This is a genomic window from Streptomyces sp. NPDC043738 (assembly GCF_056436545.1).
The window spans coordinates 58,011-83,944 of record NZ_JBWKCJ010000006.1 but is presented as its reverse complement, the minus strand read 5'-3'; the positions used below and the strand labels follow the sequence as shown (position 1 = coordinate 83,944).

The following is a 25,934-nucleotide window of genomic DNA, read 5'->3' as shown; positions in this document are numbered from 1 at the left end:
CGGCCCGCGAGCGGCGCATTTGCCCCGGACCTGGGGCGGTGTGCGACAGTGGTCGGCCCGGTCGGCCGGGCCCGCCGCGCGCGCAGCCGCTGCCGGGCTCCCCTGCCGCATACCGACGGCTCCGGCGCGCCTCGCGCGCGGGGCCGCCGGCTCCCGTACCTGTCCCTTACGTCCTTCCCAGAGAGCGATGCAGGCAACGACCCTCGTCCCCCGGACCGCCGACCTGTTCGACCAGGGCCTGGAGCGCCAGGCCGGCTCCGCCCTGCTGCGTTTCGGCGCCGCGCGGCAGCGCCCGGCCGACCGGATCAGCTGGTCCGGCGACGGCGCCGCCGCCTGGCTCGACGGCCCCCGCGGCCACGTATGGAGCGTCGGCTCACCGGACGCCGCCGCCGGACTCGTCCTGCGCGCCGCACACGGGCTCGCCGGCGGGGTGCGGGAGTTCACCGGCCCGCGCGGGACCGAAGCCCTGGTCGGCCGCCACCTGGCGGTGGCCGACGCCGTCGAGTGGGTCTTCCGCTGGACGCTGGAGGAGCCGGAGGTCCAGCGGGGCGAGGAGCGGGTGTCCGCGCTCGACGAGACCCACCACGAGGAGCTCTTCGCCTTCCTCGCCGAGCACAGCCCGGCCCACTCCACCGGCCCCGGCTCCTCGGGGGTCAGCCTGTGGGCCGGCATCCGCGACGACGCCGACGGGCGGCTGGTGGCCTGCGGCGCCCTGAGCAGTCTGCGGGACAGCGGCGCCCCGCTGATGGCGTCGGTCGCCACCGACGCCGCGCTGCGCGGCCAGGGACTCGGCGCCGCGCTGACCGCCTGGCTGACCCGGCTCGCGGTACGCCGGCACGGGTTCTGCACCCTGTGGCAGCTCGCCGACAACGCCCCGGCCGAACGCCTCTACACCCGCCTCGGATACCGCAACGAGGACCCCTGCGTGGCCGCCCGCATCAGCGCGCCCTGAGGCTGCGCGGCGTAAGGGCGCGCCCCAGGGCGTGTCGGTGAAGTCCCGCTGGGGGCAGCCACGTTCGGCGAGCGCGCGCCGGACGCGCCCGCCTCCCGGGCCGGTTCCGCAGCCGGTAGGGCGCTCTACACGCCTGTGGCGGACATCAGTTGGCCGGATATCTCGCGGACGACCACGTCGCTGTGCTCGTTGAGGTAGAAGTGGCCGCCGCTGTAGATCTTGAGGTCGAACGCCCCGGTGGTGTGGGTTGCCCACGCACGGGCCTCCTCGACCGTCACCCGGGGGTCGGCGTCACCGATCAGGGCGGTCACCGGGCAGCTGAGGCCGGGGCCGGGCGCATAGCGGTAGGTCTCGGCGGCCTTGTAGTCGCCGCGGAGGGCCGGCAGGACCAAGCTGCGCATCTCGGGGTCCCGCAGCAGCTGCGAGTCGGTGCCGCTGAGCTCCTCGACATCGTGGATCAGCTGGTCGTCGCTCTGCCGGTGCACGGACTCGTCCCGGTGCGCGGACGGCGCCCGCCGCGCGGAGGCGAACAACACGACCGGGACGACGCCGTGTTCGTGCTCCAGCCTCCGGGCGACCTCGAAGGCGAGCGAGGCGCCCATGCTGTGCCCGAACAGGGCCAGCGGACGGTCGGTCCACGGGAGCAGCCGGGGGACGACCTGACGGGCCAGCTCGGGGAGGGAGTCGATGCACGGCTCCTTGCGGCGGTCCTGGCGGCCGGGGTACTGGACGGCCAGGACGTCGACACGGGGGGCCAGGGCCGCCGAGACCGGGAAGTAGAAGCTGGCCGCCCCGCCGGCGTGCGGGAGGCAGACCAGGCGGGCGCCGGCTCCCGGTGCCGGGTGGAAGCGCCGCACCCACAGGCCGTTGTCCTCGGTGGTGTTCATCGACCGCAACTCCTTTGATTCTTCGCTCGCTCGGACTGCTCGGGTCAGCCAGGTGCCGACAGGACGCACGGCGGACTTCGTGTGCGCCGGGCGCCTGGGGGGTGTCCGACGGGTCAAACCCTAGAGGGGGATCCCGGAAGGCGGTGGTGAGCTGCGTACAAGGCCGCGCCGTGGAGTGTACGTTCCGTGCATGAGCGGCGCGCCGCGTTTATCGAAACCGCACAAGCCGCGGCCGGACGCCCCCACCGCATCGGGCATCGCACGGGGTGTCCGCGGGCCCTCCGGCACTTTCCGAAAACTTGACTGCAATTTTTTGCACATCGCCTGCCGGATAAACACCGCAGGGGCGAGGTGAAATTTTCTGCAGCTGCATCCGGAGTGCAATTCTCTGCAGGTGAGCGGCTTCACCACGGCTCCCACCTGCGGCGTTCCGACTCACAATGCATCGGGCCGGAATAATCTTGACGACATTACTGAGCCGAAGATAGCTTCGGGGCTGCCGCAAAGCCGCACGATCTTGTGGGGCGGCGCGGCCGATGGGGGTGGCTGACGTGGAGCCGGCCCGGGCCGTGCGCTCGGGCCGGCCCGCGCGGCCCGAGCGGCGAGTCCGTGGCAACGGGGTTCTGGGGGAAGGCGTGACGGGGGTGCGGGACGGGGTGGACACCCCGCTGGCGTGTGTGCCGCAGGGCACGGTCCGCCACTACGGAAACCGCTTTCCGCTCAATGAATTTCCGCACGTTACACATTTCTTTTCCGCCTCCGATGCGGCCGCCTTTTCGACCGTCGCCGCATTTTCTGCACCTGGCCGCGCCGCCGGTGGCCGGCGCACCTGATCACACAGACTCGACGGGGGACTTGAAATGAACTCGGCCGACTGCTGACACCTGCGAGAAGCGCTGCCCTGCGAGGTAACCGAACTGCCCCGCAGCATGGTCACCCCTACCGCCCCGCATGTCACTCCGCCTCTGCACCCCACTCGCCACCACCCGATGGGATCCGAAAACCATGCCCGCCAGAACGCTGTCCAGCGCGCGCCCGCACAGCCGCCCGTTAACAGAAGAAGGGAAGTAGCCCCATGCCGAACCGGATTCTTCTGTTGGCGCTGAGTCTCGGTGCGTTCAGCATCGGCACCGACGGTTTCGTCATCAGCGGTCTGCTGAACCGCATCGCGGCCGATTTCGAGGTCAGCACGACCGTCGCCGGACAGCTGGTCACGGTCTTCGCGCTGCTCTACGCGCTCAGCGCGCCGATCCTCGCCGCCCTCACCGCCAGGGTGGGCCGCAAACAGCTGCTGGTGGCGGCGCTGGTCGTCTTCGTGGTGTCCAACGTGCTGGGCGCCGTCGCCCCCGACTACTCCGTGCTGATGGCGGCACGCGTACTGGCGGCCCTGGGCGCCGCCCTGTACATCCCCTGCGGGATCGCGGTCACGGTCAGCGTCACCTCCGAGGAGTGGCGCGGCCGGGCGATCGCCCTGGTGGCCGGCGGAATGTCCGCCGCCACCGCGCTGGGCGTCCCGATCGGCACGCTGGTCGGCGCGATGGGCAGCTGGCGGACGACCCTGGTACTGGTGGCGGCCATGGCCCTGCTGGCGACGATCGTGCTGGCCGTGGCCCTGCCCAAGGTGCCGACCCCGCCCTCGGTGACCCTGCGGCAGCGGCTCAGCGTGGGCGCGCATCCGCGGGTGCTGGCCGCCCTGCTGTCCAACGCGCTCGCCTGCGCGGGTGTGTTCACCGTCTTCACCTACATCGCCCCCCTCGCGATGAGGACCACGGGCGTCGACGCCACCGGAGTCAGCGTCTTCCTGCTGGTGTGGGGCGTCGCGGCGGTCGGCGGCAGCGCGGTCGGCGGCCGGGCCGCCGACAAGTTCGGCGGGGACCGCGCCTACTTCGGCTCCGCCGCGGCGTTGACCGTCGGACTGCTGGCCATGGTCGTGTTCACCCTGCCCGCACCGGGCGACTCCTGGCTCGGCCGCGGGCTGTTCGGGCTGATCCTCGCCGTCATCAGCGTCTCCTGCTGGGCGCTGCCCACCACGCAGAACCACCGCATCGCGAGCCTGGACATCCCGGCGCCCACCATCGCGCTCTCCCTCAACAGCTCCTCGACCTACCTGGGGATCGCCGCCGGCGGTGCCCTGGGCGGAGTGGCGATGGGCGGCGGATCGATGACCGCGCTGACGCTGACCGGCACCGGCATCGAGGTGCTGGCACTCGTCGTCCTCGCCGTGGCCGCGGCGTTGGTCGCCCGTGGGCGGACCGCCGTCACGGACCCGCGGACGGCGCGGCCGGACGTGTCCGCCACGAACTGACCGCCGCCCTCCCGGCCCGGCCGGCGGCTCCCGCGGCGGCACGCCGCACCGCCCAGACACGCGTTATCCGTTGTTGACGTTCGACCGTGAATCCCGGAGACATCTGTGCATCCCGCCGAAGAAAGCGCTGGAAACCGGCAAGACCCGCCCGCCGTTCCCTCCCACCCCCACGACACGGCCTTCGACCAGGAATCGCTGGGCGCGATCTGGCGGGAAGTGCTCCAGATCGAGCAGATCGAAGCGCACGACAGCTTCTTCGAGCTGGGTGGCGACTCCCTGCTCGCCGCGCAGATCGTCGTCCGCGTCAAGGAGCGGCTCGGCGTCGAGATTCCGGTACGCGACCTCTTCGTCCACCCCACGCTGGACGAACTGGCCGAAGCGGTCCGCGCCGCGGCGTCGGCGCCGCCGGCCGCCGCCGCGCCGGCACCGGCCGCCGCGGACCAGGAGACGGCGCGGCGCGGGCCGGCCGACGGCGACCCGCAGCACCACGTGATGTCGGCCAACCAGGAACAGATGTGGTTCCTGCACAAGCTCACCCCGCAGGACCCCGTCTACAACGGCTCCCGGAGCATCCGGGTACGCGGCGAACTCGACCTCGACGCCCTGGAGTGGGCCCTCACCGAGGTCTACCGGCGCCACGAGGTCCTGCGCACCACCTACCGCGACCAGGGCGGCGAGCCCTCCCCGGTCGTCCATCCGCCACGCCCGGTCCGCGTCGAGCGGGTGGACCTGTCCGGTCTCCCGGAAGCGGAACGCGAGCGCGAGCGCGAACGGCGGGTGGCGGCCGAGCTCGTCCGGCCCTTCACGCTCTCGGAGTTCCCCCTGGAACGCTGGCTGGCGGTGCGCCTCGCCCCCGACGAGCACGAACTGCTCGTCGTGGCGCACCACATCATGCACGACGGCTGGTCGTTCGCCGTCGAGCTGCGCGAGGTCGAGGCCCTGTACAACGCCCGGCTGGACGGCCGGCGACTCGACCTGCCGGCACCGGCGATGCAGCACGGCGAGTACACCCGGCGCCAGCGCCAGGAGCAGGACTCCCCCGCGATGCAACGCCATCTCGCCTACTGGCGCGAGCAGTTGACCGCGACGTCCGGTGTGCTGAGCCTGCCCACCGACCGGCCCCGGCCGCCGGTCCACTCGACCCGGGGCGGCCGGCTGTACAGCGAGGTGCCCGCCGGGCTGATGGACGGCCTCGACCGGCTGCGCCGCAGCGGCGGGGTCAGCCGCTTCATGGCGCTGTTCGCGTGCTTCGCCGCCGTCCTGCACCGCTACAGCGGTGACACCGACATCTGCGTCGGCACCCCCCTGGCCAACCGCCAGAGCCCGGCCGAGGAGGAGATGGTCGGGCTGGTGATGAACAGCACCGCGCTGCGCACCAGGCTCTCGGCCGAGACGCCGTTTCGCCGGCTGCTGGAGCAGGTGCGCGACACGGTCCTGGACGCCGCCGCGCACCAGTCCTGCCCGCTGCCGGTCGTCATCGACGACCTCGGCGTCCCCCGGACGCCGGCCCACCCGCCGCTGTTCCAGACCATGATCACCGCGCATGACTACGCGGAACGCGCACCGCGGTTCGGCGACTGCGACGCGGTCATCGCCGAACCGTTCAACGGCACGGTGAAGATGGACCTGCACCTGATCGTGGTGCCCCAGGAGAAGCGGCGGGCCGCCGCGGAGCGGAGCGCCGACGAGGGCATCACGCTGATCTGGGAGTACAACGCGGACCTCTTCGACGCCGCGACGGTGCAGGCGATCGCCTCGTCGTTCCACCGCCTTTTGGACCATGCGCTGGCCGCCCCCGAAACCCCCGTCGGCGAGCTGCGGCTGCTGGACGAGGACCGGGCCGGGGAGATCCTCGACCGGTGGAGCGCCCCGCGGGCCGCCGGCCCGCAGGACGCGGAGCCGCCGGTCCACCGCCGGGTGCGGGAGCAGGCCCGGGCCAACCCCGGCAAGGCCGCCGTGGTGCAGGCGGGCCGGACCCTGACCTACGGCCAGCTGGACCGCGGTGCCGACCGCCTCGCCCGCCGGCTGCGGGAGTCGGGCGCCGGCCGCGGCACGGTGATCGCGATCTGCCTGCCGACCGGAGCCGACCTGGTCCTCGCGGAACTGGCGGTCCTCAAGGCGGGAGCCACCTTCCTGCCTCTCGACCCCGGGCAGCCGCAGGCGCGGATGGACGGCATGCTCCAGGACGCCGACACGCTGGCCGTGATCACGAGCCGGGAGCTGAGGGACCGGTTCCCCGGCCGACCGTGCCTCACGGTTCAGGACGACGACACGGCAGCGGCCCCGGCCGACGCCGACGCGTCCGAAGACCTCACCGACGACGTCACCGCCGACGACATCGCGTACCTCATCTTCACCTCCGGCTCCACCGGGCGGCCCAAGGGCGTCGAGGTCCCGCACCGCGGACTGGGCCATCTGGCCTCCTGGTACGTCCGGGAGTACGACGTCACCGCCGACGACGCGGCCACCCTGCTGATCTCCCCCGGGTTCGACGTCTCCCAACTGGAGATCTGGCCGGCGCTGGCAGCCGGTGCCACGCTGCACTGCCCCGACCGGGCCACCCTGCTCGTGCCGGCCGACTACCAGGCCTGGCTGCGGGCGCACTCGATCACGCTCACCGTCCTGCCGACCGCGCTGTCCGCACCGCTCCTGGACCGGGAGTGGGACGCGGACACCACCCTGCGGATGATGCTGGTCGCCGGCGAGCGCCTGACCGCACGGCCCCGTCCGGGCACCCCCTTCCGCTTCGTCAACGCCTACGGCCCGACCGAGGCCACCGTGTTGACCACCGCCGGGACGGTCCGCACCCGCGAGGACGAGCAGGGCGACCCGCCGATCGGCCGACCGCTGCCGGGCTGGACGGTCTATGTGCTGGACCGCGCGCTGAACCCGGTACCGCCCGGTGTGATCGGCGAGCTGTTCATCGGTGGGGTGGGCGTGGCCGGGGGCTACCGCAACCGCCCCGAGCTGACCGAGGAACGCTTCGTCCGCGACCCGTTCGCCGCCGGTGGCGACGCCCGCATGTACCGCACCGGAGACCTGGCCCGCTTCCGCGCCGACGGCGAGGTCGAGTTCATCGGGCGGGTCGACGAACAGGTCAAGCTGCGGGGGTACCGCATCGAGCTGGGCGAGATCACGGCCGGCCTGCGCGCCCACCCCCTGGTGCGCGACGCCCATGTGCTGGTGCGCACGTCGCAGGCCGCGGAGACCGCGGAGTCCGCCGACCGGCAACTCGTGGCCTACGTCGTCCCGGTGGAGGCGGACACCGCCCCCGCCGACGACGCCCTGCGGGAGCATCTGTCCCGCCTGGTGCCCGACTACATGGTCCCCGCCTCGTTCGTCGCGCTGCCGCGGCTCCCGCTCAACCCGAACGGCAAGGTGGACGCCAAACAGCTGCCGGCGCCCGTGCGGCCGGCTCCGGCGGCCGGCCGGCTGCCCGCGGGCGACCTCGAACGGCAGATCGCCGACGTCTGGCGGCAGGTGCTCGGGATCGACAGCATCGGATCGCACCAGAGCTTCTTCGACCTGGGCGGTCACTCGCTGCTGCTGACCCGGGTGCAGCACCGGCTCGAAGCCGATCTGGGCATCACCGCACCGCTGATGACGCTCTTCGAGTTCCCCACGGTGCACTCCCTGGCCGCACACCTCGCCGGGTCACCGGCCGCGCGGCTCGACGCTCCCGCGCCCCGCCAGGACAACGGCGGCGGTCCGGAACCGCTCGCGGTGGTCGGCATGTCCGGACGGTTCCCCGGAGCGTTGGATGTCGAGGAGTTCTGGGACAACCTGTGCGCCGGGGTCGAGTCCATCACCCAGCTGGGCACGGTCGACCCCGACGGCGAAGGGCTCACCGCGTACGGCCTGCTGGACTCCCCCGGGGAGTTCGACGCGGAGTTCTTCGGCTACTCACCGCGCGAGGCCCTGCTGCTCGACCCCCAGCAGCGCGTCTTCCTCGAAGTCGCGCACGGCGCGCTGGAGAACGCCGGCCTGGTACCCGACCCGGACGGCCCCTCCGTGGGGATCTTCGCCGGCGGCAGCATGACGACGTACTACGCCACGCTCCAATCGCAGCGCGCCCGGCTGCCGTTCGCCGACGACTGGCAGTTCCGGGTCGCCACCGCGCCCGACTACCTGACCAGCCGCGCCGCCCACAAGCTGGGCCTGAACGGCCCGGCGGTGACCGTCGCGACCGCCTGCTCCACCTCGCTGACCGCGATCCACCTGGCCGCACAGGCGCTGGCGAGCGGCGACTGCGACATCGCGCTGGCCGGCGGTGCGGGCGTGCGGGTGCCGCTGCTGCCGGTGCGCTACACCGAGGGCGGCCCGTTCGCGGTGGACGGCCATGTCCGGGCGTTCGACGCCGACGCCGACGGCATCGTGGGCGGCAGCGCCGCGGCCGTGGTGGTGCTCAAGCGGCTGTCGGACGCGGTCGCCGCCGGCGACCACATCCACGCCGTGCTGCGCGGGTCGGCCATCAACAACGACGCCGGGCAGAAGATCGGCTTCACCGCGCCGAGCATCGAGGGCCAGGCGCGGGTCATCCGCGCCGCGCACCTGGCCGCCGGCGTCGAGCCCGACTCGATCGGCTACGTCGAGACCCACGGCACCGGCACCGTGCTCGGCGACCCCATCGAGGTCGCGGCGCTCACCAAGGCCTTCCGGGCGGGAACCGACCGCCGGGACTTCTGCTCGATCGGCTCGGTCAAGACCAACATCGGGCACACCGACGCGGCCGCCGGAGTCGTCGGGTTCATCAAGGCGGTGCTGGCCGTCGAGAAGGGCGTCATCCCGCCGAGCCTCAACTTCGAGCGCCCGAACCCGCAGATCGACTTCGAGACGAGCCCGTTTCGGGTCAACTCCCGGCTGCGGGACTGGGAGGAGCCCGCGGGCCCGCGCCGGGCGGGGGTCAGCGCGCTGGGCATCGGCGGCACCAACGTCCATGTCGTCGTCGAGCAGCCGCCCGTGCGCGAGCCCGCCCGGCCGACCGGCACCCCCCAGCTGCTCCCGCTCTCGGCCAAGTCCCCCGGCGCGCTGGACCAGCTGACCGCCGCCGTCGCCGAGCGCCTCTCCGACGACGCCGAACTCCCGCTGCAGGACGTGGCGTTCACCCTGCAGCGGGGACGGCGGGAGTACCCCGTCCGCAGGTTCGTCATCGGTCAGGACACCGCGGAGGTCGCCCGGGCCCTGGTGTCGGCCAACCCCCGCCGGGTGCCGTCGTCCACCGGCGAACCCGCCGACCGCCCGGTGGCCTTCATGTTCCCCGGGCAGGGCGGCCAGCACGTCGGTATGGCGCGGGACCTGTACGAGCACCACACCGAGTTCCGCCGGCATGTCGACGAGGCGTTCGCGGCGGCGCAGAGCCGTCTCGGCCTGGACCTGCGCGCCATCGTCTATCCCGATCCGAGCGATCCGGAGGCGGTGGCGGAGGCCGGGCGCCGGATCAACGCCATCACCGTCGCCCAGCCCGCGGTGTTCATCATGGAGTACGCGCTGGCCCGGCTCTGGCAGCACTGGGGCATCACGCCCGCCGCCATGGTCGGCCACAGCCTCGGCGCCTACGCCGCGGCCTGCGCCGCGGGGGTGTTCTCGCTCGCCGACGGGATCGGCCTGGTCGGCCTGCGCGGACAGCTGTTGCAGACGGTCGAGGCCGGCGCCATGCTCGCCGTCAAGCGCCCGGAGCACGAGGTGCTGCCGCTGCTGCCCGACTCCATCACGGTGGCGGCGGTGAACGGCCCCGGGCAGGTGACCGTCTCGGGCCGGGAGGCCGACATCGACCTGCTGGCCGCGCAACTGGCCGACAAGGAGATCGACTTCCGCAAGCTGCGTATCTCGGGTGCCGGCCACTCCCCGCTGGTGGAGCCGATCCTGGAGAAGTTCCGGGCCGCCGTGGCCGCCATCGAGCTGCACGAGCCCGGCGTGCCGATCGTGTCCGACATGACGGGCACCTGGGCCGAGCCGGGAGCGCTGACCGACCCCTCGTACTGGACCGCGCACATGCGCAACGCGGTCCGGTTCGGGGACGCGGTGTCCACCCTGCTCCAGGACCCGGACCGGATCCTGCTGGAGGTCGGACCGGGCATGACGCTGACCACGCTGTCGCGCCAGCACCCCGAGGTGACCGCGGACCGGCTCGTCCTGCAGTCCCAGCCGCACCCCACCGATCCGACCTCCGCGCTGTCCGTCGCCCTGGAGGCGCTGGGCAGGCTCTGGCTGACCGGTGCCCCGGTCGACTGGACCCGGGTGCAGGACGGACGGGGACGGCGGCGGGCGAAGCTGCCCGGACACCCGCTGGACCGGCGCCACTTCCTCGTCGAGCCGGCGGATCCCGGATCGCACGGCGCGGCGCAGGCGACACCGCAGGAGTGGCTGGGCCGCGCGCCGGACGCGGGCACCGCCTCGGGCGGCGGGGACGCGGGCGCCTCGGGGCAGCCGGACGGCAGCGGTGCGACCGGCTCCCAGCCCCTCACCGGGACCGAGGCGCGGATCGCGGAGACCTTCCGCCAGCTCCTCGGACTCCAGGAGGTCCGGCCCGACGACAACCTCTTCGACCTGGGCGGCGACTCCGTCCTGGTCACCAGGCTCGCCGCGTGGCTGCGGGAGACCTATCGGATCCCGCTGGAGGCCCGGGAGGTCTTCACCGCTCCGACCGTGGCGGGGCTGGCCGAACTGACCGACCGCCGACTGAAGGAGAGCGAGCACTGATGGCTGACACCTCACCCTGGCTGGTGTGCCGGCGACGGCGCCCGGAGGCGTACCTGCGCCTGTACTGCTTCCCGCACAGCGGCGGCTCGCCGGGCGAGTACGTGCGCTGGGCCGACGACCTGCCGGAGGCAGAGGTCTGGGGCATCCAGTCCCCGGGGCGCGGGATGCGGGTGATGGAGCCGCCGCCGGCCTCGATCACCGAGTTCGTCGACGGGCTCATCGCGTCCGTCGACTTCACCGGTCCCTTCGTGTTCTTCGGGCACAGCCTCGGCGGGCTGACCGCCTTCGAGACCGCCCGCGCGCTGCGCGCCGCGGGCCGGCCGCTGCCCGAGCGCCTGGTGCTGTCCGCGTACCCCGCGCCGCACCTGCCGCACCCCCGCAGCCCGCTGCACAAGCTGAGCGACGACGAGCTGCTCGCGGCCGTCAACAAGCGCTACGGCGGACTGCCGGCGGCCCTGCTGGAGGACCCCGAGCTGGTGCGGCTGGTCCTGCCCGCCTACCGCGCCGACTTCACCATCTTCGAGACCTACCAGCACGTCCGTCAGGATCCGCTGGACATCCCGATCCACGTCCTGGGCGGGGAGAGCGACCTGACGTCGCCGTTCCTGCCCCAGTGGCGGGAGCACACCGCGGCGGACTTCACCGCGGAGCTGTTCCCCGGCGGACATTTCTACCTTCGCGACCAACCGCAGGAATTCCTGAACGCGATGAGGAAGTTGATATGCCCTTGAGTGTCCTGATGGAGATGAGCCGCGGCCGGCTCCCCTGGGACCGGTTGCGCGCCGTCCCCCACCAGTCCGCCGAGGACCGGCGGGCCGGGGACGAGGCGATCCGCTCGATGGAGCGGGTGCTGGACGCCTACGTCGGCCCCGACGGCCTGGACGGCAGTCGTGAGCTGCCCGCCGGGCTGGTCGGCGGGCTCGCCGAGGCCGGCTTCCTGGCGATGCTGCTGCCCCGCGAGGACGGCGGCCTGGCGATGTCGGAGTACAACGTGTTCCGGCTCATGGAGACGGCCGCCGGCCGCGCCCCGGCCCTGAGCATGATGCTGACCGCGCACAACGCCCTCGGCCCGATCGCCTACCTGCCCGCGCTGCCCGACGGCGAGCTGCGCGACCTGCTCGCCAAGCACCTGGCCGCCGGCTCCCTGTGCGGGCTGGCCAGCACCGAGCCCGAGGGCGCGGCCAACACGGGCCGGTCGGCCACCGCGCGGCCCACCGCCGACGGCTCGGGGTACCTGCTCAGCGGGGAGAAGGTGTTCATCACCAACGGCTCCGTGGCCGACCTGCTCGCGGTGACCGCGACCGTCGAGGGCGGGGACGGCGACCAGGTGGGCCTGTTCTTCGTGGAGTTGCCGGCCGCCGGCCTGGAGGTGGTCGCCCGCCACGAGTTCATGGGCCTGCACGCCAGCCCCACCGCGCAGCTCAGGCTGCGGGAGGTGTTCGTCCCGGCCGGGCACACGCTGCCCGCGCAGGCCGAGTGGCGCAAGGCCTCGCCGTACGCGGAGATCCACGCGCTGGCCCGGGTCTATGTGACCAGCGCCCCCTCGGTGGCCCTCGCCCGGCGCTGCCTTGAGTGGTCGCGCTCCTTCGTCGGGCAGCGGACCGTCGACGGGCGGCCCCTGGCCTCGTACGAGGCGGTCTCGCACATGACGGCCGCGTCGGTGGCGGACGTCTTCGCCATGGACAGCGCGGTGCGCTTCGCCCTGCTCCACACCGGGGAGACGGCCCTGAACTGGGAGCGGGACGCCCTGAAGAACCTCACCTCGATGGCGGCCTGGCGGGTGGCGGACCGGACGGTGTCGCTGCTGGGCGCGCAGGGGTACGAGACCGCGCGCAGCAAGGCGGACCGCGGCGCCCCGGTCTACCCCGCGGAGCAGGCGCAGCGCGACATCCGCGGTATGCGGATCGCCGGCGGTGTCGACTTCAACCTCGACCGGGTCCTGGCGGCACGCCTGCTGGGCGCCTACTACCAGGGCGAGGAGGTCGGGCCCGGCCCGGGCGCTGCCGGCAACGCGCTCGACGCGGGCGCCCTGTCGCCGGTCAACCGCGGTCATCTGGAGGCGGTGCGGGAGGGCGTCGAGCGGCTGGCCGACAGCTGCCGCGAGCTGACCGGCAGGCATCCGGCCGCCGAGCTGCTCGAGCGGCAGCAGACCCTGATCGCCGTCAACCGGATCGTCACCGAGCTGTTCACGATGGCCGTGGTGCTGGCGCGGGCCGCCGGGGACGAGGAGCCGAACACCCAGGACCTGGCGGCCGTCTACTGCGACGGCGCCCAGGACCGGCTCACGCCGGAGTGGGCGCGGCTGGCGAAGGTGCCGCCGGCGGCTCACGCGCGGCTCTCCCGGGCCTGGATGAACGGCGGGTCCTCCCACCTGCTGCACCCGTAATCCCCCACCCCCCTCCGAGCGTCGAAGGATGATCATGACAAGCCTTACCGAAGCCGTGCTGACGGGAAGCGGCGGCGAGGACCTGCAGCGGCATCCGGTGCCCGACCGGTACCGGGCCGCGTTCGTGCGCGCCGAGGACACCGAGCTGTTCGCCGGCGTCGAGGACAAGGACGTCCGCAAGTCGCTGCACGTCGGCGACGTGCCCATGCCCGAACTGGCGCCGGACGAGGTGCTGGTGGCGGTCATGGCCAGCGCCATGAACTACAACACGGTGTGGACGGCGACGTTCGAGCCACTGCCGACGTTCGGCTTCCTCAAGCAGCTCGCCGCGCAGGGCGGCTGGAGCAGCCGGCACGACCAGCCGTACCACGTGGTCGGATCGGACGCCTCCGGTGTCGTGGTGCGGACCGGGTCGGCGGTACGCCACTGGAAGGTCGGCGACCACGTCGTCGTCGCCACGGCGCACGTCAACGACCAGGAGGCGGCCAGCCACGCGGACAGCATGCTCGGCGAGGACCAGCGCGCCTGGGGGTTCGAGACCAACTTCGGCGGGCTCGCCGACTATTCGGTGGTGCGCGCCAGTCAGCTGCTGCCCAAGCCCCGGCATCTGAGCTGGGAGGAGGCCGCCTGCAATCCGCTGTGCGCGGCCACCGCCTACCGCATGCTGGTCAGCGACCGGGGCGCCCGGATGAAGCAGGGCGACGTGGTGCTCGTCTGGGGCGCGAGCGGCGGCCTGGGCTCCTACGCCGTGCAGTTCGTCCGCAACGGCGGCGGCACCGCCATCGGAGTGGTCAGCTCCCCGGAGAAGGCCGAGATCCTGGGCCGCCTGGGCTGCGACGTCGTCATCGACCGCACCGAGATCGAGCAGGGCGACCCCGGCATCCTGCAGCGGCCCGAAGGCTGGAAGCGCCTGGGCAAGGCGATCCGCAAGGCGGTGGGCGAGGACCCGCACATCGTCTTCGAGCACGTCGGCCAGGCGACCTTCGCGGCGTCGGTCTTCCTCGCCCGCCGCGGCGGGACCGTCGTCACCTGCGGCTCCAGCACCGGCTACCAGCACCAGTTCGACAACCGCTACCTGTGGATGAAGCTCAAGCGCATCATCGGCAGCCACGGCGCCAACCTCCAGGAGCAGTGGGAGACCAACCGGCTGCTCAGCAGCGGGAAGATCACTCCGGCGCTGTCGGCGGTCTACCCGCTGGACGAGGTGGCCGAGGCCGCCCGCAGCATCCAGACCAACCGCCACATCGGCAAGGTGGGCGTGCTGTGCCTGGCTCCCGAGCCCGGACTGGGGATCACTGACCCGGACACCCGTGCCCGGATCGGTGAGGACCGCCTGCAGGCCTTCCGCGCCGCGGACGGGGGCAGGTGATGGAACAGCTGGCGGCGGCTCTCCTGGAGGCCGGCGAGCCCGGTGGCCCCGAGCTGTCCGCGCGGGACGTGGCGGCGCTGCCGGTGCCCGGCTCCTACCGTGCGGCGACGCTCCTGAAGTCGGACGCGCAGATGTTCGCCGGGATGAGCAGCGAGAGCAAGGACCCGCGCAAGTCGCTGCACGTGCGGGAGGTGCCCACTCCGGAAATCGGCCCGGGCGAGGCGCTGGTGGCCGTCATGGCCAGTTCCGTCAACTACAACACCGTATGGTCGTCGATCTTCGAACCGGTGCCGACGTTCACCTTCCTGGAGCGGTACGGGCGCAGCTCGCCGCTCGGCCGCCGGCACGACCTGCCGTATCACGTGCTCGGCTCGGACCTGGCCGGCGTGGTGCTGCGCACCGGGCCGGGGGTCAACGCCTGGAAGCCGGGCGACGAGGTCGTCGCGCACTGCCTGTCCGTGGAGCTGGAATCGCCGGACGGGCACGACGACACGCTGCTCGACCCCGAACAGCGCATCTGGGGGTTCGAGACCAATTTCGGCGGGCTCGCCGAGCTCGCCCTGGTCAAGTCCAACCAGCTGATGCCCAAGCCCCGGCATCTGACCTGGGAGGAGGCCGCAGCTCCGGGGCTGGTGAACTCCACCGCCTACCGGCAGCTGGTCTCCCGCAACGGTGCCGACATGAAGCAGGGCGACAACATCCTGATCTGGGGGGCGAGCGGCGGGCTGGGCAGTTACGCGACCCAGCTGGCGCTCGTCGGCGGCGCCCACCCGATCTGCGTGGTCTCCAGCCCGCGGAAGGCGGAGCTGTGCCGGTCGATGGGGGCCGAGGCGATCATCGACCGCGGCGCCGAGAAGTACCGGTTCTGGAAGGACGAGCACACCCAGGACCCCAAGGAGTGGCGCCGGTTCGGTTCGAAGATCCGCGAGTTGACCGGCGGGGAGGACGTCGACATCGTCTTCGAGCACCCGGGCCGGGAGACCTTCGGCGCCTCCGTCTACGCGGCCCGCAAGGGCGGCACCATCGTCACCTGCGCGTCGACCTCGGGCTACCAGCACCAGTTCGACAACCGCTACCTGTGGATGTCGGTGAAGCGGATCATCGGTTCCCACTTCGCCAACTACCGCGAGGCGTGGCAGGCCAACCGCCTGGTCTGCAAGGGCCGGATCCATCCGACCCTGTCGCGGGTCTATCCGCTCGAGGAGGCCGGGCAGGCCGCCTACGACGTCCACCGCAACCTCCACCACGGCAAGGTCGGCGTCCTGGCCCTCGCCCCCAGGGAGGGACTGGGGGTGCGGGACCCAAAGACGCGCGCGCGTCACCTGGGTGCCATCAACCGCTTCCGCACCCCCACCGCCGCGCCCGTGTGAGCCACTGCTTTCCGCTCAACTGAACAGGACCGCCGGGCCCCCGTCCGCCGGCTGACGGACGGTCCGGAACTGTCGCTCTGCGCACGTTGAAGAGAGGTATCCAGTGACTGGCAGACAGCAGGTCGAGGAATTGCTGCGCCGAGCCGACCGCCGCGTCGGCCCGACGATCGAAAGCATCTCCGGACCGCCCACCAGAGGAGAACTGGCCGACCAGCACCCCGGTGTCGAGTACTTCGAGCTGGCCGAGAGCCTGTTCCGGACCGCCCGCAAGGAAGTGCTGCTGGTCAACGGCCAGATGAACGGGTTCCCCCGGGAGGACATCGATCGCTTCCGGGGCAGCATCGCCGCCCTGGGCGAGCGCTCGATCGCCGTGTCCGTGATCTGCCACCCCGACGAACTCGACGGGCACGGGCGGCAGGAGTTCCTGCAGCGGATCGGCCGGGAGCACGGGGCGCAGACCCGGATCAGCACCGTGGACCTGCACGGGATGCTGGTCATCGACCGCAGGCGCGCCCTGATGTGGCCGGCCAGACACGGCCGCAACTCCCTCCTGGTGCACTCCCCCGTCATCATCGAACCGCTGCTGACGCTGCTCGACGCGAGCTGGGACAGCGCCTGCGACCTGGAGACGTTCGTCCGCTACCACCAGAACATCCTGGACGAGAAGACCCCGCAGATACTGCGGCTGCTCGGATCGGGGCGCAAGGACGAGGTCGCCGCCCGCCAGCTCGGCGTCTCGGTGCGGACCTACCGCCGGCATGTCGCGAGCCTGATGGAGATGCTGGGTGCCGAGTCCCGGTTCGAGGCGGGGGTGAAGGCGGCGGTGCTCGGGCTCGTCGACGTCGACATCCGCGGTGGCACTCCCCGTCCCGCCGCGCCGCCGGGGCGCGGGGCCGTGCCGGTGGTCCCCAGCCAGCGCAGCGGCCTCGGCTCCGGTGCCGCCCCGGAGGTCGCAGGCGAGCGCGACCCGGCCGACGAACAGCTCGGCTGCGCCAGCGCGCCCCTGGCACTGCGGCTGCCCCGTCGTGGTGGCAGCCCGACGGCTCCCTGGGCCGCCCGCTGGTGCCCGAGGTGATCCCGCCCCGCCCCCGCCCGCCGCGATGGCAGCTTGCTGCCTTGCGGGCGGGGGCGGGGCGGGCCCGGCCTACGCTTCCCTCCAGGTGTTCCCCCGAGGGGTTTCCCCTGCGGGGCAGGGCGCAGACGACGCGACGGAAGTGATCCGGGACCGTGCACACCACAGCTGCCGACGACGCGACGCCGATGTTCGCGCGGGACAAGACCATCTGGTTCCACCACTGCGACCCGGCCGGCATCGTGTTCTATCCGCAGTACCTGCTGCTGATGAACGAGATTCTCCAGGAATGGTTCGAAGCCGGACTGCGGACCGACTACGCGGGGCTCTTCCAAAAGCGGCGGCTCGGTATTCCGACCGTGCGGCTGGAATGCGACTTCCTCGGGCCGAGCCGGCTGGGTGACACCGTGCGGTTCACCCTCGCGGTGAACCAGATCAAGACCAGCTCGTTCCACCTCGCGTTCTCGTGCACCGGCGCCGACCCGGCCGACGTACGCGTGCGGATCAAGGCCGTCCTGGTGTGTATGTCGCTCGATTCCCACCGGCCGGTGCCGATTCCCGACGACATCCGTACCGCGATGCGGGACTGGCTGGCCCCGGCGGCCGACGCGTCGACCACGTGACAGGGGAAGGACGTAAGCGAGAGATGGCAGACGAACTGGTGCTCACCGAGGGCATGGGAGCGGGCAACTTCTTCCGCACCGCGGCCGCCGCCGGCACGATCGCCGGCAAGAGCGTCATCGAGCTGGACAAGGACTACCACCACCCCGAAGGCCACACCGTCCGGGCGTTCACGCTCGCCGAACTCGACGCGCTGACCGACCGGGTGGCCGCCGGATTCCAGCGCGACGGCATCGGGCCCAAGGACCCGGTGGCGCTGTTTCTGGACGAGAGCGTGCGCTATCTGATCCACTACATCGCCCTCACCAAGATCGGCGCCATTCCGGTATTCCTCAACAGCCTGCTTCCGCCGGACATCGCGGCCACGTTCATCTCCCGGGTCGGCGCGGTGGCGGTGGTCTGCGACGGCAGGCTCGACAAGGGCGCGCTGGACCTCCCCTTCTACGACGCCGACCCGTATTCCGCCGAACCCTTCCGGGTGTTCACCCACACCGACAACGACCCCGTCCTGATCGCGCACACCTCCGGAACCACCGGCGTACCGAAGGCCGTCCAGTTCAACCACCAGGGCTTCTTCTTCGGCATCAGGCAGCAGATCGGCGCGGAGCTCGGAGCGCGCGTGCTGTCCGCGCTCCCGCAGAGTCATGCGTCGGCGATCTCGGTGCTGATGTCCTGCGTGGCCCGCGGCTGCCGGGTGCTGCTGAGCACCGGGCGCGAGCCGGAGGGCCTGGCGGCACGCATCGAGGAGTTCCGGCCCGAACTGGTCGCCGCCTTCCCGAAGGTCTTCGTCGACCTGTGCCGACTCGACCTGGACGCCTACGACTTCGGTTCGATCGCCCGCTGGATGTCCACCGGTGACGCCAACCACGAACGGCACATCCGAAGGCTCGTCCGGCTGGGCAACCACCGCGACCGCAGCGGGACCATGACCCCCGGCTCCCTGTTCATCGACAACTTCGGCTCCTCGGAGTTCGGCTTCGCGATGTTCCGGCAGGTCCACTCCCCGGCCACCGACCGCTACGGCCGGTGCATAGGGCGGCCCTTCGACTGGATCGACGCCCAGGTCTTCGACGACACCGACACCCCGACGGCGCACGGCACCGTGGGACGGCTCGCGCTGAAGTCCCCCACCGTCACCGCGGGTTACTGGAACAACTCGCTGCTGAGCGAGAAGAACCGGGTGCGGGGCTACTGGCTCACCGGTGACCTCGCCTACCGCGACGAGGAGGGCCGCTTCTACCACGTCGACCGCACCTCCGACAGCATCACCACTCCTCGGGGCACGATCTACAGCTGCCAAATCGAAGAGTTGATTTTGCGTCAGATTCCGGAGGTCTTCGACTGCTCCCTGGTGCACACCTCGGCGACCGCCGACGCACCGCGGCACCTGGTCCTCACCGTCGACCTGTCCTCGGCCGGCACCGATCTGGAGGCGCTGCGCACCCGGATCAACGCGGCGCTGTCCCAGGCACGGTTCCCGGTCGTCGACCGGCTCGTGGTCAAGGAGTCGGACGACCACGTCGGCCTGACCGGCAAGGCCCTCAAGCGCACCATGCGGGACGCCTACCAGAACGTGTGACACCTCCGCCCGCCCGGGCGCGCCGCCCACCCCCCAACGGCGCGCCCGGGCCATTTCCGTAAGCCAGGTAAGGAACGAAGCACTATGCCGACACCCACGCTGCGCACCCGGGTGGGCAGCACGCACGCCAGGCCCGGGCCCCGGACGGCGGCGGCCTGGACGGTCACGTACATCGTGTTCACCTTGCTGCTCGGGGGGACCGTGCCCACCCCGATGTACTCGCTGTACGCGCAGCGGCTCGAGCTGTCGCCGGTCACGGTCTCGGCCGTCTTCGCCGCCTTCGCGGTCGGCGCGCTGTCCTCCCTGGTGCTGTTCGGCTCGCTGTCCGACCAGATCGGACGGCGGGCGACGATCGCTCCGGCGCTGTGCCTGGCCCTGTGCAGCTGTGCGACCTTCGCCCTGTCCCCCACGCTTCCCGGGATCATCGCCGGGCGCCTGCTGTGCGGCCTGTCGGTGGGCCTGGCCAACGGCGCGGCCACCGCCTACCTCGGCGAACTCCTCCAGGACCGCGGGCGGGCCGCGCTGACGTCGTCGGCCGCCAACATGCTGGGCCTGGGCGTGGGGGCGCTGCTGTCCGGGGCGCTGGTGGAGTACGTCCCCGCGCCGCTGACCGTCTCCTACCTGGTGCTGGGCGGCCTGCTGCTGCCCGGCTTCGCGCTGCTGCTGCTCCCCGAGACCGTACGGCGGGAGGGCAGGGCGCGCTTCCGGCCGCAGCGGCTCGGGGTTCCGGCGGAGATGCGGTCGGTGTTCACCGCCATGGCGGTCGCGGTCTTCGGGGCCTTCGCCCTGCTGGGGCTGCTCGCGGCGCTGGCCGGCAAGTTCCTCACCAGCGGGCTGCACATCACCAGCCATCTGATGGTGGGCGTGGTCGCCTTCAGCGCGTTCGGCTCCGCGGGGCTCGCCCAGTTGCTGGGCGCCCGGCTGGCGCCGCGGGTGGGTTCCGTGCTCGGCATGGTGGCGGTCCCGGTCGGGCTCGGGCTGTTCGTGGCCGCGCTGCCGGCGGCCTCCCTCGCCCTGTTCCTTGCCGGGTCGGTGATCGGCGGTGCGGGCAGCGGTCTGGCCTTCCGCGCGGGCCTGGCCCTGGTGTCCCACCAGGCGCCGCCCGACCGGGTGGGCCAGGTCGTCTCCAGCTACTTCGCCGCCGCGTACCTGGGCCTGACCCTTCCGGTCCTCGGCATCGGCGTGATGGTCACGGAGCTGCCGATGCTCACCGCGGCCGTGGTCTTCGCCGTCATCATCAGCCTGCTCGCCGCCCTCAGCATCACGGTCACCGTCGCGACCCGGACCAGGGCGGTGACCTGACCGGACCCCGAGCTTCAGAGAGGACACCCCATGTCTGACAGCGGCACCACCGCCGTGGACTTCTGGTTCGATCCCATCTGCCCGTGGGCGTGGATGACCTCACGCTGGATGCGGGAGGTGGAGCGGCTGCGGCCGGTGCGGGTCCGCTGGCGGGTGATGAGCCTGTCGGTGCTCAACGAGCACCGGCTCGACGATCTCCCGGAGCGCTACCGCGAGATCGTACGGACGGGCTGGGGCCCGGTGCGGGTGTGCACCGCCGCCGAGCAGAAGCACGGCGCCGAGGTCCTCGGGCCCCTGTACACCGTGCTGGGCACCCGGCTCCACCCCGGGGGGATGCCGCGCGACCGGGCGACACTCGCCGCGGCGCTGGAGGAGGCGGGCCTGCCCGCCGACTTGGCGGACGCGGCGGACACCGACGCCTTCGACGGCGCGCTGCGCGCCTCCCACCGGGAGGGGATCGAACTGGTGGGCCAGGAGGTGGGCACCCCGGTGATCGCGGTGCCGGGCTCGGACGGCGGGCGCATCGCCTTCTTCGGACCGGTGGTCACTCCGGCACCCAAGGGCGAGGCGGCGGCCAGGCTGTGGGACGGAACGCTGCTGGTCACCTCGGTGCCGGGCTTCTACGAGATCAAGCGGACCCGGGAGGCCGGCCCGATCTTCGACTAATGCGAGAGGTGTGCAACAGCAAGTAGCCACGTTTGACCGGAAACCGGCAACAAGCTGCCGCCCACGGCGATCACACCGCGCACGGCACGCACAGTGGGATCTACCGGTGCACAGATCCCAGGGAGGGCGGCGCATGACCGACACCACATCCGTCACCGCGGGCGCCGCCGCGGTGGCGCCCGGCGAGACCGACGCGGGGCTGCTCTCGCCGGTGCGGGCCGGCACCCCCATCGAGCGGGTGGTCGGCGACCGGGCCTGGCTGCAGGCGATGCTGGACGCGGAGGCGGCGCTCGCCAGGGCCCAGGCGAGCCTCGGCGTGGTGCCGGCCGGCGCCGCCGCCACGATCACCGACACCGCGCGGGCGGAGCTGCTGGATCCGCGTGCCATCGCCCTCGCGGCGCGCGAGACCGCCAATCCGGTGGTGGGTCTGGTCGCCGCCTTCACCGGCGAGGTCGCCGCCCGGGACCCGCGGGCGGCCGAGTACGTACACCGCGGCTCGACCAGCCAGGACATCCTCGACACCGCGTGCATGCTGGTGGCGCGCCGGTCCCTCGGCCTGATGCGCGCGGACCTGCGGCGCGCGGCCGCGGCGCTCGCCCGCCTCGCGCTGCACCACCGCGCCACCCCGGTGGCCGGCCGCACCCTCGCGCTGCACGCGGTGCCCACGACCTTCGGCCTGAAGGCCGCCGGCTGGCGGCAGTTGCTGCTGGACGCCGACGAACGCCTGCGGCGGCTCGTGGAGGACGGCGGCCTGCCGGTGTCGCTCGGCGGCGCGGCGGGCACCCTGGCCGGATACCTGGAGTACGCGCGGATCGACACCGCCGAGGCGGACGCGCGCCCGGGAGTCCGGTCGTACGCCGGTGAGCTGACCGAGGCCTTCGCGCGGGAGACCGGTCTGGCCCGGCCGGCGCTGCCCTGGCACGCGCTGCGCACCCCCCTCGCGGATCTCGGCGCGGCGCTGGCGTTCACCGCGGCGGCCCTGGGCAAGCTCGCCGTCGACGTGCAGACCCTCGCCCGGACCGAGATCGCCGAGGTCGAGGAGGCGCCGGTGGCGGGCCGCGGCGCCTCCTCCGCCATGCCGCACAAGCACAATCCGGTCCTCGCCACGCTGCTGCGGTCCGCGGCCCTGCAGGTCCCGCCGATGGCGCTGGGGCTGACGCAGGGTCTGCTGTCGGAGGACGAGCGCTCCGCGGGCGCCTGGCACGCCGAATGGGAGCTGCTGCGCGAGTGCCTGCGGCTGACCGGCGGTGCCACGCACACCGCCGTCGAACTGGCCGAGGGCCTGCGCGCCAAGCCGGAGCGGATGCTGCACAACCTCGGCCTGACCGGCAGCCGGATCGTCTCCGAACGCGTCGCGGCGGTCCTCGCGCCCCACCTCGGAAAGGCCGAGGCCAAGCGGGTGCTGACCGACGCCTCGCGGCTGGCCGCCGAACGCGGCTGTTCGCTCGCCACGGCCTTGATGACGTACCCGCAGGTCGCCGGCCATCTGGACCGTGCGGAGCTCACCGCGCTCACCGACCCGACCGCCTACACCGGTGCGGCCGCCGTCCTGGTGGACGGCGCGCTGGAGACCGGCCCGGCGGCAGCACGCTAGGGCGCTACGCGACCTGTCGCACCGGCCGTGCGAGGCGTCCCGCGCCCTTCGACCCCAACCCCCCACGACCCCCATCTGCCCGACTGAACACAGGGAGCCCCTCATGCCCTCCGTACGCGTCTCGGGACCGAACCGCCGCACCTCGCACGCCTCGCGCACACCGCAGGGCGCGGTGTGCAAGGAGGAGTCGGGGCCGCTCAACCCCGCCCTGCTGCGTACCTTCGTCGAGGTCTACCGCACCGGTTCCTTCGGCAAGGCCGCCCACCGGCTGCACATCTCGCAGCCCGCCGTCACCCAGCAGATCCGCATGCTCGAGGAGCGGGTGGGGCAGCCGCTGTTCGTCCGGCACGCCACCGGATCGCGGCCCACACCGGCAGCCGAGTCCCTCGCCCGCGACGCCGAGGGCGCGGTGGACGCCCTCGACTTCGTGTTACAGCGCTACTTCGGCACCGACGGTCCGGCCCGTCCGCTGCGGCTGGGCGCCCCCAGCGACCTGATCAGCGACCGGATCCTGCCGGCCCTCGCCGACATGCTCAGGGACAGCGTGCAGCTGCACACCACGCTGGCGCTCTCCGACGCCCTGCTGTCCCAACTGGCCGCGGGAGAGCTGGACATCGTCATCGCCCGGGTGCGCCCCCGTCTGAAGGGGATCACCGCACTGCCCTTGTACGACGAGGAGTGCAGCCTGGTCGCCTCCCCCGAGACGGCGCGGGACCTGGCGCCGATCCTCACCGCCGGCGAGGCGCCGCACGTGCTGTCCGCCTACCCCCTGGTCGCCTTCGCCGAGTCCGTGCCGCTCATCGACCACTACTGGTGGTCGGTCTTCCACGCCCCGCGGTCCACCGCACCCGACGTGGTGGTGCCCGACCACCGGGCGGTGCTCTCCGCCGTCCGGGCGTCGGTCGGCATCACCGTGATCCCGACGTACCTGTGCGCCGACGACTTCGCCCGCGGCACGCTCGTCCCGCTGCTGAAACCCGAGATACCGCCGATCACCACCACCTACCTGGCCACCCGCGAAGGGGACGTCTCCCGTCCGCAGGTCTCCGCCGCGCACAGCAAGCTGATCGCCTGCGGCCGCAGCTGGAACTGACCTCACGGGGCGGTCAGCCGCCAGTCGAGGGCGCGCCGGAAGTAGACCAGCGGCTCCCCCGGCCCGACGTCGCAGCCGGCGACGTTCCCGACCAGGATGGCGTGATCACCGTGCTCGACGACCTTGGCCCGTACGCACCGCAGATACACCAGCGCGCCCTCCAGGCGGGGCACCGGCCCGTCCCACGACCAGTCCTGCCCGGCGAACTTGTGGTCGCCACGGCCCGCGAACACCGAGGCGGTCTCGCCCTGCGCCGAGTGCAGCAGGTGGACCGCGAACTCCGGTGCGGCCAGGAGCGAGGCGTAGGAGCGGGCCCGCTGGTCGACGGCGAGCATGACCGACGGCGGGGCGGCGCTGTAGGAGCACAGCGAGGACACCAGCAGTCCGCACGGTGCGCCCGAGCGGTCGGCGGCGGTGACCGCGGCGACGCCGGACGCGAGGCTGCTCATCGCGTCGAGGAATGTCTCGGGTGCCACCGCGGACATCTGGGAATCAAGCATTTTCCACCACGCATTTCGTCGGCGGGAAAACCATGCGGCGCCACTTCGTGTGCCGGAGGAAAAGGGCGACCGCACCGGGACGAGTCCACCGGAAGGCACGTTCAGTTCGCCGAAAGGAACGTTCACCGAAAGGCGCTGCCGACGGCCGCCGCTGCCGGGCGGGGAAACCGACTCGCCCGGCAGCGGCGGCCGTACGCGAAACGGCGCCGGCCAGGGCCTGACCGATCGGGCAGGCCCTGACTCAACGGTTCACCGCTCGTGGGGCCTGAACCGCGGGGCCACCTTCTCGGCGAACAGCCGCAGCGTCCGCTCGGCGTCGCGGTAGTCCGTGTAGCCCGGGTTGACCTGGATGCTGACGCACAGGTCGTCGCCGAAGCTCTCCCGGGAGGCGTCCAGCTGCCCGATCACGTCGTCCGGTGTGCCGGCCAGGATCTTGCCCGCGTCCAGGGCCTTGCCGAAGTCGTACTCGCGCGCCTTGTCGACGAGCTTGTCGTACCCCTTGTACTGGTCCGAGCTGGTCCGCAGCCATCCCGCGGCCGCCTCGGACATCAGCACGACGTGGTTGCTCTCCATCTCCTCGCCCCGCCGCAGCGCCTCGTCGCGGTCCTCGGACAGGTAGCAGTTGTACTTGAGCTGGATACGGGCCGCGCCCTGGGCGTGGCCAGCCTCCGCCCACGCCTTGCGGTAGGCGGCGAGCATCTCCACCACCGTCTCGTGGCTGACGATCGTCGGCACGACCTGCAGGTGGTAGCCGGCCGTACCGGCGGCGGCACAGGACTCGGGGCTCGACGCGGAGGCGACGAACACCGGCGGGCCGGGCTGCTGCACCGGGCGGGGCGACAGCGTCACCGGCCCGAAGGAGTGGAACTCGCCCTCGAAGACGACGTCCTCCTCGCTCCACAGCCTGCGGCAGGCCTCGATGCCCTCGCTGAAGCGGCGGCGGCTCTCGTCGATCGACACGCCCAGCCACTCGAACTCCTGGGGCAGCCAGGCGCGGCCGAAGCCGACGTCCAGCCGCCCGCCCGAGATGTTGTCCAGCATCGCCAGCTTGCTCGCGAGCTGCAGCGGGTGGGTGAACGCGGGGATGACGGCGCCGCTGGCGACCCGGATGGTCTTGGTGCGCGCGGCGATCGCGGAGAGCAGGGTCACCGGGTCGGGGCTGTACCCGCCGTACGGTGTGCCGTAGTGCTCCACCGTCTGCACATGCTCGAACCCGTACTCCTCCGCGATCTGGCTCAACGCGATGGCCTCGCGATAGAACTGCCACGCGGGCTTGTGATCGGGAGTGAAAACCGGGAAAAAGTTCAGACCGAAGTCCACGGAACTCTCCTGAGGAAAAGATTGCGCCAGCATGGGCAAGGGGCGATGCGACGAGGTGTCCAAGACGTACCCCCCCGCGCGGCGCGCCCTAAGGGGTACCCAAGGGGTGATCACACGTCGCCGCGGCACTCGCCGCACATACCTCCGGTGCATTCGACGGCATTCGGAGTCGATGTTCGGATGGCGTAACTGTGGCAACCGGCCGTCAGAGCCGTCAAA

18 protein-coding genes are annotated in these 25,934 nt (G+C 72.3%); 15 read left to right on the top strand and 3 right to left on the bottom strand.

The window, feature by feature from the left end; all coding sequences use genetic code 11:
- Positions 1–187 precede the first annotated feature (187 nt).
- Positions 188–952 (top strand): GNAT family N-acetyltransferase, encoded by a 765-nt coding sequence (locus AC0680_RS10940; RefSeq protein WP_478626825.1) that lies wholly within the window; start codon positions 188–190, stop codon positions 950–952.
- Positions 953–1,077: 125 nt separating this feature from the next.
- Here the strand turns inward: AC0680_RS10940 and AC0680_RS10935 are convergent, their stop codons facing one another.
- Positions 1,078–1,839 carry a thioesterase II family protein gene (locus AC0680_RS10935; RefSeq protein WP_478626822.1) on the bottom strand — a complete coding sequence of 254 codons (762 nt, stop codon included), beginning with the start codon at positions 1,837–1,839 and terminating at the stop codon, positions 1,078–1,080.
- Positions 1,840–2,495: 656 nt separating this feature from the next.
- Here AC0680_RS10935 and AC0680_RS10930 point away from each other — a divergent pair.
- The 14 genes from AC0680_RS10930 (at position 2,496) to AC0680_RS10865 (ending at position 23,895) form a co-directional block, all read left to right on the top strand.
- Positions 2,496–2,672: a hypothetical protein gene (locus AC0680_RS10930; protein ID WP_478626820.1), complete on the top strand. Its 177-nt coding sequence runs from the start codon at positions 2,496–2,498 to the stop codon at positions 2,670–2,672.
- Between the two features lie 242 nt (positions 2,673–2,914).
- Positions 2,915–4,144 carry an MFS transporter gene (locus AC0680_RS10925; RefSeq protein ID WP_478626818.1) on the top strand — a complete coding sequence of 410 codons (1,230 nt, stop codon included), beginning with the start codon at positions 2,915–2,917 and terminating at the stop codon, positions 4,142–4,144.
- Positions 4,145–4,249: 105 nt separating this feature from the next.
- Positions 4,250–10,843: an amino acid adenylation domain-containing protein gene (locus tag AC0680_RS10920; protein ID WP_478626815.1), complete on the top strand. Its 6,594-nt coding sequence runs from the start codon at positions 4,250–4,252 to the stop codon at positions 10,841–10,843.
- On the top strand, positions 10,843–11,574 hold the full coding sequence (locus AC0680_RS10915; protein ID WP_478626812.1) for a thioesterase II family protein: 732 nt from the start codon (positions 10,843–10,845) through the stop codon (positions 11,572–11,574). The genes AC0680_RS10920 and AC0680_RS10915 overlap by 1 nt, the downstream gene beginning before the upstream one ends.
- Positions 11,565–13,229, top strand: coding sequence for an acyl-CoA dehydrogenase family protein (locus AC0680_RS10910; protein ID WP_478626809.1), 1,665 nt, complete (start codon positions 11,565–11,567; stop codon positions 13,227–13,229). Before AC0680_RS10915 ends, AC0680_RS10910 begins: the two co-directional genes overlap by 10 nt.
- 34 nt (positions 13,230–13,263) lie before the next feature.
- Positions 13,264–14,598, top strand: coding sequence for a crotonyl-CoA carboxylase/reductase (gene ccrA / locus AC0680_RS10905; protein WP_478626806.1), 1,335 nt, complete (start codon positions 13,264–13,266; stop codon positions 14,596–14,598).
- Positions 14,598–15,968 (top strand): crotonyl-CoA carboxylase/reductase, encoded by a 1,371-nt coding sequence (ccrA, locus tag AC0680_RS10900; protein WP_478626803.1) that lies wholly within the window; start codon positions 14,598–14,600, stop codon positions 15,966–15,968. The genes ccrA (AC0680_RS10905) and ccrA (AC0680_RS10900) overlap by 1 nt, the downstream gene beginning before the upstream one ends.
- Positions 15,969–16,071: 103 nt before the next feature.
- Complete coding sequence (locus tag AC0680_RS10895; protein ID WP_478626800.1) at positions 16,072–17,043, top strand: helix-turn-helix transcriptional regulator; 972 nt, start codon at positions 16,072–16,074, stop codon at positions 17,041–17,043.
- 152 nt (positions 17,044–17,195) lie between these two features.
- Positions 17,196–17,663 carry an acyl-CoA thioesterase gene (locus AC0680_RS10890; protein ID WP_478626797.1) on the top strand — a complete coding sequence of 156 codons (468 nt, stop codon included), beginning with the start codon at positions 17,196–17,198 and terminating at the stop codon, positions 17,661–17,663.
- Positions 17,664–17,686: 23 nt separating this feature from the next.
- A complete protein-coding gene (locus AC0680_RS10885; protein ID WP_478626794.1) occupies positions 17,687–19,240 on the top strand; it encodes a class I adenylate-forming enzyme family protein in 1,554 nt (517 codons plus the stop codon).
- Positions 19,241–19,324: 84 nt separating this feature from the next.
- Entirely contained in the window at positions 19,325–20,542 is a 1,218-nt protein-coding gene (locus AC0680_RS10880; protein ID WP_478626791.1) for an MFS transporter, read from the top strand.
- 30 nt (positions 20,543–20,572) lie between these two features.
- Positions 20,573–21,208 (top strand): mycothiol-dependent nitroreductase Rv2466c family protein, encoded by a 636-nt coding sequence (locus AC0680_RS10875; RefSeq protein WP_478626788.1) that lies wholly within the window; start codon positions 20,573–20,575, stop codon positions 21,206–21,208.
- Positions 21,209–21,341: 133 nt separating this feature from the next.
- Positions 21,342–22,802: a nitrosuccinate lyase gene (locus tag AC0680_RS10870; RefSeq protein ID WP_478626785.1), complete on the top strand. Its 1,461-nt coding sequence runs from the start codon at positions 21,342–21,344 to the stop codon at positions 22,800–22,802.
- A 103-nt stretch (positions 22,803–22,905) separates the two neighbouring features.
- Positions 22,906–23,895: a LysR family transcriptional regulator gene (locus AC0680_RS10865; protein ID WP_478626782.1), complete on the top strand. Its 990-nt coding sequence runs from the start codon at positions 22,906–22,908 to the stop codon at positions 23,893–23,895.
- A 2-nt stretch (positions 23,896–23,897) separates the two neighbouring features.
- Here the strand turns inward: AC0680_RS10865 and AC0680_RS10860 are convergent, their stop codons facing one another.
- Together AC0680_RS10860 and AC0680_RS10855 are read right to left on the bottom strand one after the other, a co-directional pair.
- Positions 23,898–24,371 (bottom strand): flavin reductase family protein, encoded by a 474-nt coding sequence (locus AC0680_RS10860; protein ID WP_478626779.1) that lies wholly within the window; start codon positions 24,369–24,371, stop codon positions 23,898–23,900.
- A gap of 273 nt (positions 24,372–24,644) precedes the next feature.
- Complete coding sequence (locus AC0680_RS10855; protein ID WP_478626776.1) at positions 24,645–25,715, bottom strand: LLM class flavin-dependent oxidoreductase; 1,071 nt, start codon at positions 25,713–25,715, stop codon at positions 24,645–24,647.
- Positions 25,716–25,934: the final 219 nt, after the last annotated feature.

What these genes read in the sequence shown, in the direction of transcription:
- AC0680_RS10940 (WP_478626825.1), top strand. Translation starts at nt 188, where the DNA reads ATGCAGGCAACGACCCTCGTCCCCCGGACCGCCGACCTGTTCGACCAG.
- AC0680_RS10925 (WP_478626818.1), top strand. Translation starts at nt 2,915, where the DNA reads ATGCCGAACCGGATTCTTCTGTTGGCGCTGAGTCTCGGTGCGTTCAGC.
- AC0680_RS10870 (WP_478626785.1), top strand. Translation starts at nt 21,342, where the DNA reads ATGACCGACACCACATCCGTCACCGCGGGCGCCGCCGCGGTGGCGCCC.
- AC0680_RS10875 (WP_478626788.1), top strand. Translation starts at nt 20,573, where the DNA reads ATGTCTGACAGCGGCACCACCGCCGTGGACTTCTGGTTCGATCCCATC.
- ccrA (WP_478626806.1), top strand. Translation starts at nt 13,264, where the DNA reads ATGACAAGCCTTACCGAAGCCGTGCTGACGGGAAGCGGCGGCGAGGAC.
- AC0680_RS10910 (WP_478626809.1), top strand. Translation starts at nt 11,565, where the DNA reads ATGCCCTTGAGTGTCCTGATGGAGATGAGCCGCGGCCGGCTCCCCTGG.
- AC0680_RS10935 (WP_478626822.1), bottom strand. Translation starts at nt 1,839, where the DNA reads ATGAACACCACCGAGGACAACGGCCTGTGGGTGCGGCGCTTCCACCCG.
- AC0680_RS10915 (WP_478626812.1), top strand. Translation starts at nt 10,843, where the DNA reads ATGGCTGACACCTCACCCTGGCTGGTGTGCCGGCGACGGCGCCCGGAG.
- ccrA (WP_478626803.1), top strand. Translation starts at nt 14,598, where the DNA reads ATGGAACAGCTGGCGGCGGCTCTCCTGGAGGCCGGCGAGCCCGGTGGC.
- AC0680_RS10885 (WP_478626794.1), top strand. Translation starts at nt 17,687, where the DNA reads ATGGCAGACGAACTGGTGCTCACCGAGGGCATGGGAGCGGGCAACTTC.
- AC0680_RS10880 (WP_478626791.1), top strand. Translation starts at nt 19,325, where the DNA reads ATGCCGACACCCACGCTGCGCACCCGGGTGGGCAGCACGCACGCCAGG.
- AC0680_RS10865 (WP_478626782.1), top strand. Translation starts at nt 22,906, where the DNA reads ATGCCCTCCGTACGCGTCTCGGGACCGAACCGCCGCACCTCGCACGCC.